The sequence below is a fragment of the Caballeronia sordidicola genome, from assembly GCF_002220365.1.
GTDB classification, from domain to species: domain Bacteria; phylum Pseudomonadota; class Gammaproteobacteria; order Burkholderiales; family Burkholderiaceae; genus Caballeronia; species Caballeronia sordidicola_C.
In genome coordinates this window covers 1-2,617 of sequence record NZ_MTHB01000270.1, presented here as the reverse complement: position 1 = coordinate 2,617, position 2,617 = coordinate 1, and the positions used below count along the sequence as shown (strand labels likewise).

The 2,617-nt window shown below is 57.1% G+C and carries 3 protein-coding genes; all 3 read left to right on the top strand.

Annotation, left to right across the window (positions count from 1 at the left end; translation table 11 throughout):
* Positions 1 to 821 (top strand): PRC-barrel domain-containing protein (locus BSU04_RS38940; RefSeq protein WP_306427254.1); only part of this gene is annotated, 821 nt, incomplete at its 5' end.
* 272 nt (positions 822 to 1,093) lie between these two features.
* Positions 1,094 to 1,450 carry a hypothetical protein gene (locus BSU04_RS46885; RefSeq protein WP_179258593.1) on the top strand — a complete coding sequence of 119 codons (357 nt, stop codon included), beginning with the start codon at positions 1,094 to 1,096 and terminating at the stop codon, positions 1,448 to 1,450.
* The coding region (locus tag BSU04_RS38930) for an HAD family hydrolase (protein ID WP_179258592.1) at positions 1,395 to 2,617 on the top strand (1,223 nt) is incomplete at its 3' end. The genes BSU04_RS46885 and BSU04_RS38930, both read left to right, overlap by 56 nt.

The following is a 2,617-nucleotide window of genomic DNA, read 5'->3' as shown; positions in this document are numbered from 1 at the left end:
CGAAAATGTTGAGAAGTATACAAACTCTTAAGGGCAGCGCGGTCGCTGCGCTCGATGGGCTATTAGGAAGCGTTGACGAAGTCTATTTCGATGACGAGGCGTGGGGCGTCCGTTACCTTGTGATAGATACTGGAAACTGGCTCAATGAACGTCAGGTCCTGATTTCACCGTATTCCGTCAAACACACCGACCCGGGAGCGGGCGCCGTGTCCGTGGATTTAACTCGCGACCAGGTAAGGGACAGCCCGAGTATCAACACGCAACAGCCAGTGTCTCGTCAGCACGAGGTGAAGTATCTCCGTTACTACGGCTATCCGATGTACTGGGGCGGCCGAGACTCATGGGGAATAGGCGGTTTCCCTGTGCTCGGTCCGATGCAGGTCGCGCCAGGTATTGAATCGGAAGCGTTTGAGCCTATTGAGCTAGCGGTGGATGGAGCACCGCCAGTGGACGTGCACTTGCGAAGTACAGACGCTGTGACGGGTTACCACATTGAAGCGCGCGACGGAAGCATAGGGCACGTCTCGGGTTTCATCTTCGACGACGTGGCATGGGTCATTCGTTACCTGACAGTCGATACGCGAAACTGGTGGCCCGGAGGCAAGACGGTACTTTTGGCAACTCAGTGGGTTGGCTCCGTAGATTGGCTCGGGTCTACCATTTCCACAGGGCTAACGCGCGGGTCCATCAGGAGCTGCCCGGACTACGACGATTCGGTGCCACTGAGCCGCACCTATGAAGCGGCGCTTCATACGTTTCATGGCAAGGACGGATATTGGGCGAAAGGCGATACGTCTTTGCCGCGACAAGACGTTTCCTAAGTCCCCCTATGAACGAAGTGGAGCACTCGGGCTCATGGAGCGAGTTGTCGGCGTGGTCGTTTGAATCGACAATGGCTCGACACCTTCGCTGAGGTGCCGTTGAGCGTTCGTTTGTATGTTTCGACGGGCCTATGGCAATGCGCTTTGTCAGCGGTTCGCCACTCCGGTGAGGATGCCGTGGTCGTAGACAGAATGTGTGATTGGGCTCGTACATGATTTCCTATCCGGTCGTGACGCTATCGCCGCGAGACTATGACGCGGTCTTATTCGACTTGGACGACGTGCTGGCAAAGACTGCGAACGGGCATGCTGGCGCGTGGAAGCAGCTGTTTGACAATTATTTTCAGCAGCACGATGTGCTGGCTGGTAAGCCGTCCGTCCCGTTTGACATTGACGCCGACTACGCTCGCTATCTGGACTGCAATTCGCGCTGTGCCGGTGTGAGAGCGTTTCTCAAATCACGTGGTATCCAGTTGCCGATCGGTACGCCCGATGACGGGCCCGAAGTGCTAAGTCAAAACGCTTTCGGCAAGTTGGAAGGCCGATACTTCCTTCAGCACTTGAAAGAACGCGGTGTCGACCTCTTACGACGCATCGGTCCAGTTGGTGCGAAAGCTCCGCACGCTTAACATCAAAACAGCGGTCGTATCGTCCGCCGACAACTGCACGGCGGTGCTCGAAGCAGCGGGTATCACGCAGTTGTTCGATGTTCAGATGGATTGTTTGGATGTTGATGGTACCGGGCCAAGTGGCAAGCCAGAATCGGACGCGTGGTGGGAGGCGGTGCGACGCCTCGGTACGCACCCTTCGCGAGTGGTCGTCGTGACTCGCTCGATCGTGGGAATCGAGGCTGGTCATGGACGTCGATTTGGCTGCGTCATCGGCGTAGATCGCGGTGGACGCGCACAAGAACTGCGCGACGCCGGCGCCGATGTCGTCGTCACTGACTTATCACAGGTTCAGGCGACGGCAGAACCTCCGCCAGAATGGTCATTGGCGTTCACAGGGTTCGAGCCAGCCCACGAAGGCGTTCGCGAAACGTTGTGTACGTTGGGGAATGGGTATTTCGCGACTCGTGCGGCGGCGCCTTGGACCGTTGCTGACGACGTGCATTATCCGGGGACCTACCTCGCCTGCGGCTATAACCGCTTGCGCACCGAAATCTCCGGAAGGGTGGTCGAGAACGAAGACTTGGTGAACCTTCCCAACTGGCTTGAACTCAAATTTCGCATCGGCGCCGAAGACTGGTTCGATATTCGAAACGTGAAGCTCTTGTCTTTGCGCCAGGAGCTTGACCTTCGTCGCGGTATGCTATTTCGGCGGATCTCGTTTGAGCACGGCGAAGGGCGGAGGAGCACCCTTAACGAGCGCCGTTTCATCTCAATGAGGAATAGGCATCTAGGCGCGCTGGAGCTTACGTTGATCGCCGACAACTGGTCCACGCTGATCACCGTGCGTTCGGCCATCGACGCACGCATCGTCAACGGCGGTGCCAAGCTATATCGAAAGTTCAACAACAAACATATCGAGCCGTTGGACGGCCAAGTCGCCGGGAAAGATTGCGTCATGATGAACGTGCGCACCAGTCAGTCGCATCTGAACGTGACGATAGCAGCACGCACTCACGCACTCGTGAACAGCAAGATCTTGGACCTGCCACGGCGTGCGATTATCGAGCCGGGATACATAGGCCAAGAGTTTAGCCTGGACCTAGCCAGAGGCGAGCCGCTCCTCCTCAGTAAGGTAGCCGCGCTCTATACCTCGCGCGACTTAGCGATTTCTGAGTGCGGATTCGA